This is a genomic window from Candidatus Tisiphia endosymbiont of Thecophora atra (assembly GCF_964026395.1).
Lineage (GTDB): Bacteria > Pseudomonadota > Alphaproteobacteria > Rickettsiales > Rickettsiaceae > Tisiphia.
Genome location: NZ_OZ032145.1, coordinates 1,524,068 through 1,540,240, shown reverse-complemented (window position 1 = coordinate 1,540,240; position 16,173 = coordinate 1,524,068). Strand labels below are relative to the sequence as shown.

The 16,173-nt window shown below is 33.6% G+C and carries 11 protein-coding genes and 3 pseudogenes; 5 read left to right on the top strand and 9 right to left on the bottom strand.

Annotated elements, in window-relative coordinates; all coding sequences use genetic code 11:
• Positions 1-15 precede the first annotated feature (15 nt).
• Both recJ and AAGD45_RS07265 read left to right on the top strand, forming a co-directional pair.
• Positions 16-1,890, top strand: a pseudogene (recJ, locus tag AAGD45_RS07270) (single-stranded-DNA-specific exonuclease RecJ); the annotation flags it as partial.
• Between the two features lie 66 nt (positions 1,891-1,956).
• Positions 1,957-3,309: a class I SAM-dependent methyltransferase gene (locus AAGD45_RS07265; RefSeq protein ID WP_341761242.1), complete on the top strand. Its 1,353-nt coding sequence runs from the start codon at positions 1,957-1,959 to the stop codon at positions 3,307-3,309.
• A gap of 67 nt (positions 3,310-3,376) precedes the next feature.
• Here AAGD45_RS07265 and AAGD45_RS07260 read toward each other — a convergent pair whose 3' ends face one another.
• The 9 genes and pseudogenes from AAGD45_RS07260 to AAGD45_RS07220 form a co-directional block, all read right to left on the bottom strand.
• The gene (locus tag AAGD45_RS07260; RefSeq protein WP_341761241.1) at positions 3,377-3,640 is read right to left on the bottom strand and encodes a hypothetical protein; all 264 of its coding nucleotides are present in this window, start codon (positions 3,638-3,640) and stop codon (positions 3,377-3,379) included.
• A gap of 529 nt (positions 3,641-4,169) precedes the next feature.
• Positions 4,170-7,148 (bottom strand): DEAD/DEAH box helicase, encoded by a 2,979-nt coding sequence (locus AAGD45_RS07255; protein ID WP_341761240.1) that lies wholly within the window; start codon positions 7,146-7,148, stop codon positions 4,170-4,172.
• Positions 7,149-7,160: 12 nt separating this feature from the next.
• Positions 7,161-7,562, bottom strand: a complete 402-nt coding sequence (locus tag AAGD45_RS07250) for a hypothetical protein (protein WP_341761239.1) — start codon at positions 7,560-7,562, stop codon at positions 7,161-7,163.
• Between the two features lie 110 nt (positions 7,563-7,672).
• Positions 7,673-8,206 (bottom strand): NUDIX domain-containing protein, encoded by a 534-nt coding sequence (locus AAGD45_RS07245; RefSeq protein ID WP_341761238.1) that lies wholly within the window; start codon positions 8,204-8,206, stop codon positions 7,673-7,675.
• A gap of 18 nt (positions 8,207-8,224) precedes the next feature.
• Positions 8,225-9,073, bottom strand: a pseudogene (locus AAGD45_RS07240) (HaeIII family restriction endonuclease).
• Between the two features lie 72 nt (positions 9,074-9,145).
• A pseudogene (dcm, locus tag AAGD45_RS07235) lies at positions 9,146-9,838 on the bottom strand (DNA (cytosine-5-)-methyltransferase); the annotation flags it as partial.
• Positions 9,839-9,843: 5 nt separating this feature from the next.
• Complete coding sequence (locus tag AAGD45_RS07230; RefSeq protein ID WP_341761237.1) at positions 9,844-10,170, bottom strand: DNA cytosine methyltransferase; 327 nt, start codon at positions 10,168-10,170, stop codon at positions 9,844-9,846.
• A gap of 6 nt (positions 10,171-10,176) precedes the next feature.
• Positions 10,177-12,834, bottom strand: coding sequence for a leucine--tRNA ligase (gene leuS, locus AAGD45_RS07225; RefSeq protein WP_341761236.1), 2,658 nt, complete (start codon positions 12,832-12,834; stop codon positions 10,177-10,179).
• Between the two features lie 38 nt (positions 12,835-12,872).
• Positions 12,873-13,397: a DUF3576 domain-containing protein gene (locus AAGD45_RS07220; RefSeq protein ID WP_410521066.1), complete on the bottom strand. Its 525-nt coding sequence runs from the start codon at positions 13,395-13,397 to the stop codon at positions 12,873-12,875.
• A 209-nt stretch (positions 13,398-13,606) separates the two neighbouring features.
• On the opposite strand from AAGD45_RS07220, the gene AAGD45_RS07215 reads away from it, so the two are divergent.
• The 3 genes from AAGD45_RS07215 to AAGD45_RS07205 all read left to right on the top strand — a co-directional run bounded on the left by AAGD45_RS07215 (position 13,607) and on the right by AAGD45_RS07205 (position 16,054).
• Complete coding sequence (locus AAGD45_RS07215; RefSeq protein ID WP_341761235.1) at positions 13,607-14,233, top strand: dioxygenase; 627 nt, start codon at positions 13,607-13,609, stop codon at positions 14,231-14,233.
• A gap of 183 nt (positions 14,234-14,416) precedes the next feature.
• Entirely contained in the window at positions 14,417-15,124 is a 708-nt protein-coding gene (locus AAGD45_RS07210; RefSeq protein WP_341761234.1) for a TlpA disulfide reductase family protein, read from the top strand.
• Positions 15,125-15,127: 3 nt separating this feature from the next.
• The gene (locus AAGD45_RS07205) at positions 15,128-16,054 is read left to right on the top strand and encodes a S49 family peptidase (protein WP_341761233.1); all 927 of its coding nucleotides are present in this window, start codon (positions 15,128-15,130) and stop codon (positions 16,052-16,054) included.
• Positions 16,055-16,173: the final 119 nt, after the last annotated feature.

Genomic DNA, 16,173 nt, shown 5'->3' with positions numbered 1-16,173 from the left:
TACATGATAATACCACTAGAACCCAAACGTTCAGTAAATGGAAAAATTTGGCAACAGCGATCAGTAAACGAGGATGATGTTTCAGAACTTTGTCGTTCTGTAGGAATCAGTGATTTTCTAGCACGGGTTCTATTTCCTCGCTTAGAGAACTTGTCACAAGCTATAGATTTTTTATCACCTAAGCTCAAGAATTTACTGCCAGATCCTTTTCATTTACTTGATATGCAAAAAGCAGTAGATAGGACTATAGAAGCTATTATAAATAAACAGAAAATCTGTATATTTGCTGATTATGACGTTGACGGTGCTACATCTTCATCACTACTTAAGAATCTATTTAGAGATTTGGGGCAAAAAGCTGATATTTATGTTCCAGACCGAATTGCTGAAGGGTATGGACCAACTCCAGCTGCTATGCAGAAAATTAAGGATAATGCTACTGAGCTACTGATTACTGTTGATTGTGGAGCAATGGCACATGAGGCTCTAAAATATGCATCACAAGTAAAGCTTGATGTAATAGTTATCGATCATCACATTAGTAGTGATATATTGCCTGACGCTGTTGCTGTTGTTAACCCGAATCGTATCGATGAGACCAGTAGATATAAGTACCTAGCGGCTGTAGGAGTATCATTTTTATTTGCTACCGCCTTATTATCCGACTTAAAAAAACAAAATTTCTTTGCCGATCGTCATTGCGAGGAGCAGCTTCGCTGCGACGAAGCAATCAAGAAAAATGGTGATAAAAGAAAGCATTTGGATTGCTTCGTCGCTGCTGAAGAATCTCCTCGCAATGACGCCAGTTTGCTACGGACTCTACCAAATTTAATGCAATATTTAGACTTAGTCGCACTTGGAACAGTATGCGATGTAATGAAACTTATTCACTTAAATCGTGCTTTTGTTGCTCAAGGATTAAAAATCCTTGGTCAAAGAAAAAATTTAGGTATGAAGACTTTATGTGATGTTGCTGGTTTAAATGAAAAACCAAACTGTTATCATTTGGGATTTGTGTTGGGTTCTAGGATCAATGCCGGTGGAAGAGTTGGTAAATCATCCTTGGGGGCTAGTCTTTTATCTACCGAGTGTGCAATAGAAGCAAATCTACTTGCACAAGAGTTGGAGAAACATAATAATGAGCGAAAAGTAATAGAACTGATAATGATAGAGGAAGCTACTAAAATAGCTTTAACTCAAGAAAATGATAGTTCATTATTTATAGTTGGTAAAGGGTGGCATCCTGGTGTTATCGGCATTGTCGCTGGCAGATTAAAGGAAAAATTTAATAAACCAGTTGCAGTTATAGCTTTAAATGATGCAATCGGTAAGGCTTCTTGCCGTTCTGTCAAAAATGTTGATTTTGGTAGTAAAATTATCAATGCCAAGGCTAAAGATTTAATCATAGCTGGCGGGGGACATGCAATGGCAGCTGGATTTACAGTATTGGAAGAGAAATTACAAGAGTTACAAGAATTCTTAAATCACGCCTTTAAGATTGATATTAGTAATCAAAATGACATTGCCTATGAAGAATATGATGCGGAACTTACTACAAGTAGTGTAAATTTGCCGCTAATGGATGAGCTGAGTAAACTCGAACCATTTGGCCAAGGCAATTATGAGCCAATATTTAAATTCTCTAATCTTTTTGTGTTAAAAGCTGACATAGTCGGTGGTAAACATATAAGATGTTTGCTTGCTCCTTCTAAGGAAGCTTTTGGTTCTAAACCGCTTCATGCTATTGCGTTTAATAGTGTATCTAGTCCTATAGAAAATATTTTACTTAATATTAAGTCACATAATATTTCTGTAATTGGTTCATTAAAAGTGAATAGTTGGCAAGAACGTCATACTATACAATTACAAATAAAGGACTTGATAATATGATATTTGTTAGCTATTTTGCTATGATTATAAATTTTTTATCAACTCCAAGTATAATGTAAATTTCCTATGTCAAAATCTAAACAAGTTAAAACAAATAGCCATGTTCCCATTGAGGGAACTGGTGATTTGGCTGTAGTGCAAGAGCATTATCAAGATTACCCCTATCCTTATAGAGATCCTGAAGATGAAACAAAAAGATTACTGGTAATTAGCGGTGAATTTTTGGGTGAGTTAAATCATTATTTATATAGAGGTAAAGAAGATTTTAATTCAGGTTTTCGGGTGCTAATTGCCGGTGGTGGTACTGGTGATTCTACTATATATATGGCAGAGCAACTAAAAGATAAAAATGCTGAAGTGGTGTATTTAGATTTTAGCAAGCCAAGCATGGAAATTGCCCAAAAACGTGCTGAAAAACGTGGTCTTACCAATATTAAATGGGTATATGATTCTATTTTAAATATTCCAAAGCTTAATTTAGGTAAGTTTGATTATATTAATTGTATAGGAGTATTACACCATTTGAAAAGCCCTCCAGATGGTTTAAAGATATTAAAGGATTCTCTCTCTGATCAGGGAGCAATTAACATAATGGTTTATGCTAAATATGGTCGTACTGGATTGTATCAGGTACAAGATATCATGAAAATGGTAAACCAAGGTGTTAGCAATAGGGTAGAAGAAATAATGAATACCAAGTCTGTTATGGCTGGTTTCCCTGCAACTAATTGGTATATACGTGGGCAAGAACTGCTAGGTGACCATGTTGTTTTCGGTGATGTAGGTTTATATGACATGTTTTTGCATAAACAGGATAGGGCTTATTCTATTCCCGAATTATACGAATTTATTCATAATGCAGCTTTAAATTTTGTGGAATTTTCTGATGTTAGCGAAAAATTAGCTCTAAGGATCGAAAATTATATTAGTGATTTTTCTCTTCTACAGAAAATTAAGAGGATGGATATCATAACACAGCAAGCAATTTGTGAATTAATTGTTGGAAATATTATTAAACACAGTTTTTTTGTTTCTAATCAAAAAGATACTATTGCTAGTCTTGATAATTTGGATAATATAGCATATTTTTATGGTATTACTGGGGCTATTTCTAAACAAATTTATGATCATATAGAAACTAATGCTTTAGTAGCTGGCAATATTGTTAACTTTACATTAAATAATTCATTATTAAAGGATATCAATATTACTATACCAATTTCTAATTATACCAAATATGTTTTTAAACAAATGATAGATGGTGGTAAAAGTTTACAGGAAATCTTTGATTTAATCAGAGAAGATTTACAACAAGAAATTAGTAATGAAACCTTGTTATTGGAAGTAAAGAACATATTTGCTCCGTTTTTCACTACGGGAATTATGTTGCTTCATGACAAATCAGTAAAACTTTTTTAACTAATTTGACATTTATAGCTAACTTCAAAAGCTGTAAAAACAGCTTTTGAAATGGTAGGTTTGTGCTTTATTCTTGAGAGCCTTCGTTGTTGTCTCCTAATATTGCTCGATCATCCTGCTCATCAGTGAACCGTAAGGTAGCATTTGAATTAGACGTTAAGGAAGGCTGTAAGGTATTATCAGTTTTAGATGATACACAAAACTGTAAGGCATTATCAGTGGTAGTAAGCTGTATACTTTTGCTATCATTAGTAGTGTAATTGTTAAGATTAAAATTATTATTCTTAATATCGGGGTAATTCAAATTCTCGTTGTACGGGGGATTCATCATATATAATTGTCCTTTATTAATTTTTAAGAAGCACATTATACACATTATACAAATAATATCAACTGTTAATTAGGAAATGAATTAATAAATTCTTTATTAGACTTTCTGCATCTTCGATGTTACCCCACAACTGTTGAAAGTTTACAAATACCTATACCACAGTGTCTATTAGCGAGCGTAAGCGAAGCAATAAAAGTAACCAAAAATGGATTGCTTCGTCGGCTTATGCCTTCTCGCAATGACCTTGGTTATTTTTCTACAACTTTTAAACTGCCATAATGAGTTCTAAAACCGCTTCCTCTTCTAACTTTCGACAGTTGTGGTGACATCACCCCTAATGGTGATGATTACTTGAGCCTACTATTAATTTATTACATAGATACTTGAGGTTATTATAAATTAATATAAATCCGTTTGAAACGGATTTTGCACAAAGTTCATTATACAACATTTAAATCTAAAAATCTAAAGTCAAACGTTAAAAACAACTATCAATTAGCAACAAGTTGGAGCTGATGGGCTGAACACATCAATCTATGCTGAAATCATCTTCTAGTCTAGAGTATAGTTCTCTGAATACCCCAATATTTTCCCATGAGTCTTTATGTCCTATAACATAAATAACTTCTTTAGCCCTAGTAACTGCCACATTTAAGATGTTAGGAGATTTACCTGCCCATTGTCGACTATGACCTTGAGTGGACCCCTGAGCTCCTAACACTAAGATTACTGCTTCAGCTTCTCGTCCTTGTACAGTATGTACTGTGCCAATTCTCTCATTAAGCCAAAGTTGCGTATCGGTTTCTATCCAAGAATCTAAAACTTTATGCTCTTTAATCAACTTACGTAAATTATAGGCAACGAGCTTAAACGGGCTTATAATATATAGGTCTGGAAATATTCTAGCAGTTTTTAATTGATTTAATAGTCTAATTACCTCTTTTCCTTCTTCTAAGCACCATTTGTCCATAATATCACCTTTAACATCAAACCATTTAGAAGAACCAAGACAGTTGCGTATTAATGAATCGCTATTATCTTTCTTTATTTGTATCATTAAATTTTCATAAGCAATAATATTGGAAATACTAAACATAGGATCTGCACAACGCCTATGTACTAGTAAAGGTACTCCAGTTTCCCGATTCCCATATTTAGTAGTAAATTTAGTAATATATGGACTTACAGCATTTGCTAAGGTTTGAACTGACGCTTCTGGGGCATTAAAATTATCAGGATTTACCTCAAATTGTTTGCATATATTTTTTGTTAAACTATCAGGTAAGGTAACAATTGGTTCTATTTGTATAGGGTCGCCAGTAATTATAATTCGTTTTGTTCTCATTATAGCTCCAACAGCTGCTTGAGGTAAGGCTTGGCCAGCTTCATCAATGAGCAACCATCCAAGATAGTTTAATGGAAGACCCTGTAACATTCTCTCTACGGAAGCAAAAGTTGTTGATATAGTAGGAACTACTAGAAAGAAAGATGACCATAAATCTGCTAAACACTCCATAACAGTAATAGAATTAGTAAAATTTTCCATCCAAGCTCCGAGATTATGAAGTAAAGGTTTAGCTGCTGCATTTATGAAAGCTTTATGTATTTTTATAGCAGCAATAAATACTTCATCACGTAAGGAGTGTGTTTGTGCATCACACCATGGGGAAACTACATACTTTTCTTTAGGAGATTTTAAAAACAAATTCTTATCAACAATATGAGGAGCAAGCTGACTAAATAACTCATAAATATTTTTTTGTGTATACTGAAAATTAGTAAGCTTTTGATTTTTCTTTTGCCAACTACGAAATGCAGAAGTTTTTAGAATAGAGGAAATAATACAAGGTTTATGCTTATTATGTTTGGATAAAAGATCATTTAACCCCTCTCCTGGCTCTAATTGAATTGCTATATCTGCTAAATATTGCAACAAATTCTTTATTTCCTGTAATTCAGCAAGTCTAGTTCGGCTTGCTTGTAATACATGTTTAAAATGGTTGCACACTTGTCGCCAGCGTATTAAGGCTTCGCTGCGATTACATGGTGGATTACTGTCTTGAATAATTTGTGGTTTCCGAGTTTTAGTAATTTTTTTAGTAACTGTATCTTTTTCGTCAAATGTTTGTGGAGAACCATTTACTTCTGCTAAATATGTATCAATTCCAAAATCTTGATTTCGCCAAAATTTTTTACTAAAATTAATACGATTACTGCTATTGCCAAGCATTGCTGAAATCAACCCCCAACTACTATATCCCAATAAAGCATCGGATAGGGGTGTAAAATAGCGTAAGTCATCTGCATCACTTGCTATGGCTTTTAAATTAGGTAATTCAGCACTAATATTTTCTACAGCCTTATTATTAGATGAAGCAATTAGTATTTCAAAACCCTTTATACTCTCATCTAATGTATAAATATCAAACTGACTAGAGCTAGATTTTACTGTATTGCCTGAATTAGTAAAGGCTTTTTCAGGGTCATCAAACTTCAATAATGCTTCAGCTCGTTTTGAGACTAATTCAGCAACAATGTCACGTAACAAAGTAGTTTTACCAGTACCTGGGGGACCATTAATTGCCAAGATTCCACCATCGTTTAGTTTCGTCATAGCTAAATTAACTGCTGCTTGTTGTAATAATACTAGAGGATGTCTTCCTGATCCAGGCCATCTTGCTGCAGGAATATTTTTGGGAGCAAGGGTATCAGCTAAAACCGTATCATCTAAAATATCATAACGATTTGATGGAACATTTACACCTAGATATTGTAATAAATTAGTGTTATCCTTTGAGCCTTTAATTACCTTAATGGCTTTCTCTATATCCTTTAAATAAAAACTATTGAGCAGCGGAATTTTACTAGGAAAGTTAGCAGGAGAGCCTTCTTTATGTGGTTCATAACTTCGAATAGCAAATTGTTTGTTTATAAGCATTTCAGTTGGTATATCAAATGCATTAACAAGGTAATTATAAGCTTCCTGTATTGTTAGTTTGTTTAAAGGAAGAATCTCACCGTTGTTATTTATTTTACGGATAATTGCTCCAAGTTCTATCTTAACAGTACTTTCAGTTATTGACCATCTATTTAACTCCTTAATATTGCCCTTTAAAGCTTTTGGAGTACCCCAAGCAAAACTTGCAAGATTAATTGGATTATATCCACTAATAACACACCCCTTTTGGTCGACAATAATTATAGCAATTATAGCTTCTCCTGATGTAACTTTTGCCTCTACACCACTATCAGTATATTTTGTATTTAAAGCAGAAAAGGCATTTGTTACATTAATTGAACCTAATACTATTTGGTAAAATAGTGTAAAATCAGATGAAACCTTTTCTCCACCATTTTCCCAGGGTAGAGTGGAATCCAAAGAAGCGATTAACTTTTGATTTCCTCCTACTAAATCCTCTGGTTTTTTAAATGTTTGGGGCGTTAATATTTCCAAGACAGTCCAAGCGGATAATACGTTACATGCTTCTTGCGTAGTTAATTTTTTCATTTTATTAGCAATTTAATGTTCTAAGAAGTTTGTTGAGTTGTTTTTATGAAATCGTTCTTTCATCCACATTTTAAATGCAGATTCTTGAGCATGTATTTTAGAGGTATATCCTTGGTAGTGGATACCAAATCTTGCTATATTCCATCCTAGTGACCATGGATAAACGGTAGCTTCTAGTATTGGGTTATAGTAATTTCCATTTCTACTAAGATACCACCTATTGCGTACGGAAAATATATGCCAAATATATAGTCGTCGTATAAAATATTTGACTACTTGCCACACTTCAAATATGAAAAATAAGATATACTGGAAAGCAGCATTTACAATTTCTTGAACTTTTTCACTCATCTCTCTAATCGCTTTCCAAGTTTCTGTATTAAACTTCTTACATAACTTTATTACACAGTCCATTCTTAGTGTATTACTAAAACCTGAGATCACTAAGTTATTTTTCAAGTTTTTGGGAGGAATATTAGTAGAAAACGTTAAGGAGAGCTTTTTTTGTTACAAAATAGTCTCAATTACAAATTGCTTAATAATTTGGTAGTAAATTGATCCTTTATAAGGGAAAAAAACTTTGGTTGTTTTTGTTCCTCGTATTCCTTTAAGAAATCATACATACCGATTGGCAGAAAATTTTTATGTGCTAGGTTGCTAAATTTCTCCCAATGGAAAGTTAAATGTTGTTCCTTTGATATTACTTCTTTATTTTTAGATAGGCTATGTGAATGTACTTTAAATACAAAAGACTGTTCATGAAATGGTTTCCCATTATTATCCCAAAGATTTTCTACCACTCCTATAAAATCATTAATTATAGGATCAATTGTGCCAATCTCTTCTGCTATTTCCCGTAGTAATGCTTGATAAACCGTTTCCTGATATCTAACATGTCCTCCTAGGAGAAAGAGATGGCTACCACTATTTGCTACTAATACATAATCTCCCTCTCTTATATAAGCTCTAACTATAACATAAATTTTACCTGCACTAAGCATTATACTACAATATTTACTATTTTTGAGGGTATTATGATAATCTTTCCTTTTTGCCAAAGTTCTCCTGTAATATAATTATAAATCAAAGGTTTGCTGGTAAATTTCATTTGCTGGTAAACCTATAGCAGTTATATCAAATTTAAGAGATGGAGTTACTTTGCTTTCTGCATTGTGGATTCTAAAGTTGATGCTATAACCACGGTTAAATATGATGGTTTTTGAATATTGACCACCATTCTTATTGTTTATTGCATTAATACATGTTGGGTGCTTTGTACGTTTGATAGATAAGGTATTATTTAAATTAAACCCTTGTACAATAACCCGGTTTTTTCCTTCTCTAATGATTTTGTAAAAATCAAAACGTCCAACGATAAAAGATATAATTGTCTTGCAAAGTTCAATCTCTTTTATCTCGCTGATGGCACACACTCTACTTATTTCATTGCGCCACGCATCCAATATCGGTTAATAAAAGCGAGATGGTTTATCAATAACATCCCTCCATAATGCAGTTCCATTAGAATCGTTTTTAATTTTAGTTAACTCATCAAAGATTGTTGTGACAATGAGCCAATATTCATCACTACAGCCAGAGTCATCAATATTCCATTCTTTAATAAAGTTAGCTGTTCTTGATAACCTTGGGTGTTTTAAGGCTTTGTGATTATTTTTACAAGATATGCCGAATGTTTTGCCATTTATTGTTATCAACACATCTCGTACATCACCCTGCTTACCTGCAGTATCACTATTAAATGAAATTAATCCATTGTTACCTGATTCAAAGAAGACCTTTTCTTTCAACATAATATGTTCGATGGCGATAGTAGCTGCATTCAGGAAATCAGATTTGTCCCTATCTGCTATTTCAAAAAATGCTTTCTCATTAATTTCTGAATAAGCATTTTCTTCAATTGACATATTTGTTTGTAGTTTAAGTGCTAAGCCTACCGCCCACTCAAAAGCTCTGCCATTATTTGTTTGCGTAGCCATTTATACCCCCAAGTCCTTTCTAATTGATTTGGCTACCCAGTACGCCAAATTTACTGGTACAGCATTACCAATCATTTTATAGCCGTTTCTGATATTGGTATAAATGAACTCATAATCATCTGGAAACGTCTGAATTCTTGCACATTCTCGGACTGTTAATCTTCGATATTTGTTTTCATGACCAGGAGCGAATTTTCTTAACTCTTGTCCATCAACTTTTATCATTTTAGGAGCTTGTGGATGAAATGGAATATGTCTATCTGTTGCCAAAATAGTAAATGATTGTTCATCCCAACCTCGCACTCGATTTCTCGACATAAAAATTGGGGAATAGCCTGAATCAATTAGCTCATGATTTTTAACTTTTCTAGTTGTTCCAACTTTTAGATTAGCTAGGTCACCTATCACTTGTTTTAAAGTGATTTTGGTTCTCAAAGGTTTAGGAAATTCAAATTTTTTGTTCAAAGATTTGTGATAACCAATTATAAAAACTCGCTCGCGATCTTGGGCTACACCGTAGTCACTTGCTTTTAACAACTTCCAACTAACCTCATAGTCTTCTTTTTTGAACATATCTATGATATTCATAAAGGATTCAATATTTCTTGAATGGATTATTCCATGAACATTTTCTGCAACACAAAACTTTGGCTGTACATGCCTAATAACCCTGATATATTCGTGGAATAATTGACCTCTTAAGTCATCAAGTCCACGCCTAGCACCAGCTTCTGACCATGATTGACATGGCGGTCAATAACACCTGTTGCACCAAGTGGAATATCTTCATTTGGAATATCCAAAATAGAACGCCCATCAAACTTTGATTCAGGAAAGTAGTTTTGATAAGAAGGGGCAATTGTTTTATCATACTCGTTTGCCCAAATTGTCTTGAATCCAGCTTGTTCAAAACCAATATCCATACCACCTGCACCGGCAAATAATGAAATAAGAGTAATGTTTGAGGCAGATTCTTTTTGTTTTGCTGTTTTAACTGTAGCATTTTTATTGACATTGTCTTCCATCCTTATTCATACCACAATATTTACTATTTTTGAGGGTATTATGATAATTCTTTTGGGTTCTTTGCCACTTAGGTATTTTTGCACCTCGGGTAATTGCATTACTGTGTTCTGAATTTCAATATTGCTAGCCACAACAGCAAATTCATGCGTAGCTCTCAGCCTACCATTAACTTGGATGGCCATAGTATAAGATTCTAGTTCTAAGAATGATTCGTTGAAAGAAGGCCAAGGGGTTTGATATAATCTTTGCTTTTTACCTAATTTTTGCCAAATTTCCTCTGTAATATGTGGAATAAATGGGTTAAGTAATATAATCAAGATGCTGAAACCCTCTTTAATGCTATCAATATCACCTTCCTTGCCCTTAGATATTTCATCTGACAACGCATTAAATAGTTCCCGCATCCTTGCTATGGCTTTATTTAGCTTAAATTCCCTTATCTCATTGGTAACATGCTTAATAGTTTGATGAGTAAGCTTTGTTAGTCTATTTCTAGGAGTCTCTGTTATTTCACTAGACCTCTTTTGAAACTCTACTTCTGCTGGTGATTTGTACGTCGATGCGGTACTCGAATCCTCACGTACATTAGAGTACGCTGCGGGTCGAGTTTCCGCGTCTCCTTCACACCCTTGCGCATAAGCGATTTTCAAAAGAGGTCTACTATTAATTAGTATCTCAGCCATATTTTCTAACTTACTAATAAAACGGCTGCACCCTTCAAGACCATTTGCCGACCATTCACAATCTTTCTCCGGTGGGCTATCAGAGAGTACAAATAGCCGGATAGCATCTGCACCATGGTTTGCTAATATTGATTCTAAATCCACGACATTCTTTTTGGATTTACTCATTTTTTCTATTCGTCCTTGAAATACTTCTTCCCCTGTATTTTTATGAACCCACTTATTAGATTGTTTTGTTATCTCATTTGGGTACAACCAATTATTATTGGTATCTTTATAGGTAGCATGTAATACCATACCTTGAGTCAGCAAACTAGTAAAGGGTTCACGAATACTAAGATAGCCTTGTTCGTTCATTACTTTAGTGAAAAACCTTGCATAAAGAAGATGCATTACTGCATGTTCAATTCCACCAATATACTGATCAACAGGTAACCAATAATCACAGGCTTGTTTGTCAGTCATATCTTTTGCATCTACATTACAATAGCGGGTGAAATACCAAGAAGACTCAAAAAATGTATCTAACGTGTCAGTTTCACGAATAGCTGGTTTCTGACATTTTGGGCAATTAGTATGTTTCCAAGTAGGGTGTGAATCAAGAGGATTGCCATGCCCATCAAATGTAACATCGTTTGGTAGGATTATCGGCAATTGTTCTTTAGGTACTGGTGTAATTCCACAAGTCAAACAATAGATTATTGGAATAGGACAGCCCCAAAATCTTTGCCTAGACACTCCCCAGTCTTTTAGTCGGTAGTTAATGGTACGTTTGCCTAAACCACGTTTCTCAAGTTCTTTTATAGATTTTTGCTTAGCATCTTGGACAGCAAGACCATTCAGAAAGTCTGAATTGATCATGATACCATCACCTGTATAAGGTTCTAAATATACGTTCACCTGAACATCCTCATTAATTACTACCTGCTTTATTGGTAATGCCATTTGTTTGGCTAATTCATGATCTCTTTCATCATGTGCTGGGCATCCAAAGACCGCTCCAGTACCGTAATCCATTAGTACGAAATTTGTTATTATAACAGGGATAATAATGCTAGGATCAAATGGATGAATGGCCAAAAGGTTAGTACATACCCCTTCTTTTTCAGCTTTATCTACTACAACATTACTGTCTAATTGCGAACATTTCTCAATGAAAGATATTATAGCGTCATTTTTATCTACTAATTGCTCAATTATTGGGTGGTTATAGGCTATCGCAACAAAGTTTGCTCCAAAGATAGTTTCTGGTCTAGTAGAAAACACTTCAATATTGGCATCATGATCCTGTATTTTAAAACTAAAATTTACTCCTTCCGATTTGCCTATCCATTCTTCCTGCATAGATTTAACAGAATCAGGCCAAGAGCCTAGTTTTGCAATTTCATTTAACAATTCTTCAGCATAATTAGTGATTTTTAAAAACCATTGTTTTAGCTGTCGTTTTTCGATTAAAGCACCCGAACGCCATCCACGACCATCTACTACTTGTTCGTTAGCTAAAACAGTGTTATCTACAGGATCCCAATTGACTAAAGATTCTTTTTGATATACTAAACCTCTCTCATAAAGTTCTAAAAAAAATTTCTGTTCATGCTTATAATAATCCGGATCACAAGTTGTTATTTCTCTCGACCAATCATATGAAAAACCAATTAATTTTAGCTGATCTCGCATAGTTGTGATATTTGAGTAAGTCCAGTCCTTAGGGTTAGAGTTATTATTGATGGCAGCATTCTCTGCTGGCAAGCCGAAAGCATCCCAACCCATAGGGTGTAATACGTTATAGCCCTGTGATTTCATAAAACGGGCTATGCAATCTCCGATAGAATAGTTACGTAAATGTCCGACATGAATTTTCCCAGAAGGGTAGGGTAACATTTCAAGTACGTAATATTTAGGCTTGTCGCTATCGTTTGTTGCAGCAAAAGCTTTTTCTTCAAGCCAAATTTTTTGCCATTTCTTTTCAATATCTCTCATAATTTGTATCGTAAACTATCCTTATTGTAGCAAGTATATCATTCTTTTCTTTCAGCACTAATATATAATTCTCTAGATTTTCTTAAAATTTTATCTTCTATGCTATTAGCTAGGTCCGAAGTAGTATGATTGTCTAGCCAATTACCATTTTTAAGTGTTTGTTCAAATATTTTTACTTGGATTGCATCCGGGCTAATAACGTTATCTTTAATAAAAATATTTATTTTAAATCGAAAATTTGTTTGTCCTTTTGGACTATACCATTCAGTAATAATGACTCCACCGACTGAATCGGTTGAAGCAAGAGGTACAAAACTTAAAGTTTCTATAGAAGCTTGCCATAAATATTTATTAACGTTACAGCCTACAGTTTTGGTAGATTCATTTTTGATTCTACTTGGTCTAAACACCAAACCTTCTCCTCCAACTATCGACCCCATTTCATCCATCTTTTTTTCTTGCACAGTTTTGGGATAGTCTCCATTCCTTGCAATTGTGGAAGTTGGAAAAAGAAATAAAGCTAACATTGTGCCAATAATAGTTTTTTTTAAGTGTGTTTTCATAAATGATTTTATTTTTTTACTATTTCAAGTAGTTTAGCTTTAGTGTACCATAAGAACCACGTGATGTAAAGGATAGCCCCGTTCTTTAATTAATAAAATAAATATAATATAGTTGTAAAAGAATAAAGGATACGATAATTTAAATCTCTATAAGAAAATGTGGAATATCCATCTTCTAATAGAAGTTATTAAACATAAAATGGTAAAAAATGAAAAATTTGTTATTTTTAATCTGTTTGTATTCCACTATTGCTATAGCCAGTGAATCTAAGTTTTACCCTAATAAGCTTAATTGTTGTAAGATCAGTAAGAGTGCAATGAATGATTACGAACCGGAAGAATTCCAATTATCCAATAACTTACTTAGAAAGACAGGACAACAAGCAGTCTATCGTGGTACAAAAATTATAGTAAAGGGTAGATTATTAGACCAAGATTGCGTTCCAGTAGCAGATGCAAAAATATATTTATGGCAGGTTGGAAGTGACGGAAAATATCCATACATACCACTTCGTACTCGTATCAATAAAAAAATGCTAAACCTTGTAAGTAAATCAAGTTTTACCGGATCTGGCATCGCTACTACTAATAATAAAGGAGAATTTTATTTTATTACTATATATCCTAGTAGAGTTTCGCGTGAAACGCCTAATGTAAACATTAGAGTTGACCACCTATATCTTGGACAGCTACAAACAAAGCTATATTTATCTAATTCAAGGGTTAATTTAGAAAATTGCGGAGAAGTTAGTCATGCTTTGTCCACTGCACTAGATGGCATTAAAACGTATGAATTTGACGTAGTAATGTCGGGACGAACTTTCAAAAGATATTAATGTTTTGAGTTTTCACACCCTCCGCAACAATCTTCTGCAACTGGATTTCCTGAAGGTGGGTTTTCTAATGGTTTTTTTAATCCACAAGAAGTTAAGATTAAGCAGCTTAGTAATATTAGAGATAAAAAAATATTGTTTTTCATGATGATCAATAAATTAATTGGAAATATATTTGTTATTTATATGCATATTAAAAAATATAGTAAACGATTTTTTTTGATTGTAACATACTTGTTGATCAGCACTAATAGTTTTGCATTAGATCAGATCAAATCAGGTGTTAAAATGCTTGATTTATCTAGTGTTCCTGATACGGTAGTTTTCTTTGATGATAAAGGAGAAAAATATTCTCTTGATAATTTTGAAGGAAAAACGATATTATTGGTATTTTGGGCGACATGGTGTGCATCTTGTATTAAAGAAATGCCGGATTTAGATGTATTGCAAAAAGATTTTAGAAAGCTGCCATTTGCGATAATTCCTGTATCACAAGACTACCAAGGAATAGAAATTATACAAAAATATTATAAAGATTATGATATAAGATATCTGCCAATTTACCATGATTTTAAGAATCAACTATTTAAAGCTTTTTCAATAGTTGGTTTACCAACTGCTATTCTAATTAATCCAGATGGAAAAATGTTAGTAAGTTTTGTTGGTACTATTAATTGGTATGATGAAGAAATTCGCAATATTATTTTGTCAAATATTCCTGGAAACCACCCAGAACCTAAAAATAGTTACCGGGAACAAACGCTTAATCAACCGGTTAATAAACAGTTAAAGCCTGAAGAGCAGGAAAACAAAGATGAAAAACCAAAAATACAACAGAATAATGAGGCAAATAATGTTTCTAATAATGCTTCTAAAAACGATAATAAGGAGTAACTAATGCACATAGAACATAATAAAAATTCAATTGCTGAGGCAAAATTTGATCAGGTAATTGCTAAACGTCAAATAGGTAAGTTAGAGCAATTACTTTCATTGCTACCTGGAGTAGGTTCTAAGGCATCAAAGCCGGTAATTGCTGTTCTTCGTCTTAGTGGGGTTATAGGTAAAGTAAGCTCAGTAAAATCAGGGCTTAGCATAGAATCGCTACATGAGTTAATTGACAAAGCTTTTGAGATCAAAAATCTTAAAGCTTTGTGTTTAACTATTAATTCTCCAGGTGGTTCACCTGTACAATCTGAACTGATTAGCAAACGTATAAGGTCATTAGCTGGGGAAAAGAAAATACCAATTTATAGTTTTGTAGAAGATGTAGCAGCATCTGGTGGATATTGGCTTGCTTGCATTGGTGACCAAATATATGCATCTAAGAGTTCAATTATTGGTAGTATAGGGGTAGTTTCGGCTGGTTTTGGTTTTCCTGTTGCTATCAATAAGCTTGGAGTAGAAAGGAGGGTTTATGCAGAAGGTAAAAATAAATCTATTCTCGATCCATTTCAACCAGTGCAAGAGGAGGATATTAAAATTATTAAGCATATACAAAAACAGATTCACGGGCATTTTATAGATTATGTTAAAGAGCGTCGTATTGGTAAGTTAACACAAGAAGATGATATTTTATTTAATGGAGCATTTTGGTCCGGGGAAACTGCTATTGATTTTGGTTTAATTGATGGTATAGATGATATGTATAGTTTCATAAAACAGAAATATGGTGATGTAACTATTAAATATATATCTGCTAAACAATCGTGGCTTAAGAAGAGATTGGGTATGGTAAGGCAAGATTTCGTGCAAGAATTCTCTGATACATTGATTGAATCGGTAGAGAATAAGATTACTTATGATAGGTTTAATATACGGTAACTTTTAAAATTAACCTGAATTTCACCGAGTTAGGGATAAGAATTAGTTAATTCTTATCCCTAATTGGCTTTAATATTAGTAAATACACCTTAATCTACACGTCATTGCGAGCGAACGTA